We start from the raw sequence: 551 nt of genomic DNA, 5'->3' as shown, positions 1-551 counted from the left end.
TGGACTTCGAAATTGACTTTAACCACCCTGCGATTGAATCAGACGAGCAGCGCCTGCTGTTTGATTTCTCATCTCAAGGTTTCGTTCGCGAAATTTCTCGTGCACGTACGTTTGGCTTTATGCGTGATATCGAGTACCTACAATCTCAAAACCTAGTTTTGGGTGGTAGTTTCGACAATGCTATCGTATTGGACGATTATCGAATTCTGAACGAAGAAGGTCTGCGCTTTGAGAACGAGTTTGTTACTCACAAGGTGTTAGATGCAATTGGCGACCTTTACATGTGTGGTCATCCAATTATTGGTGAATTCCGTGCTTATAAATCAGGTCACGGTTTAAACAACCAACTTCTACGCGCAGTATTGGCGGATCAAGAAGCGTGGGAATGGACAACTTTCGAAGAAGAAGTCGGTTCTCCAGTCGCTTTTGCAGAGCCAAACATGGTGCTAGCATAAGTTAGTCAAAGAATATTAAAAACCAGGTTTCGACCTGGTTTTTTTCTATCTAAATTTTACCATCACTTGATGATGGTTGATGGTTGATGGTTGATG

The 551-nt window shown here is 42.3% G+C and carries 1 protein-coding gene; it reads left to right on the top strand.

The features are described from left to right. Positions 1-455, top strand: a 455-nt coding sequence (gene lpxC, locus R7Q09_RS27665) for a UDP-3-O-acyl-N-acetylglucosamine deacetylase (RefSeq protein ID WP_318144149.1), incomplete at its 5' end; no start/stop codon positions are given. Between the last annotated feature and the right edge of the window lie 96 nt (positions 456-551).

This window comes from Vibrio sp. 2130-1 (genome assembly GCF_033339515.1).
This window is presented reverse-complemented; position numbering and strand designations above follow the sequence as displayed.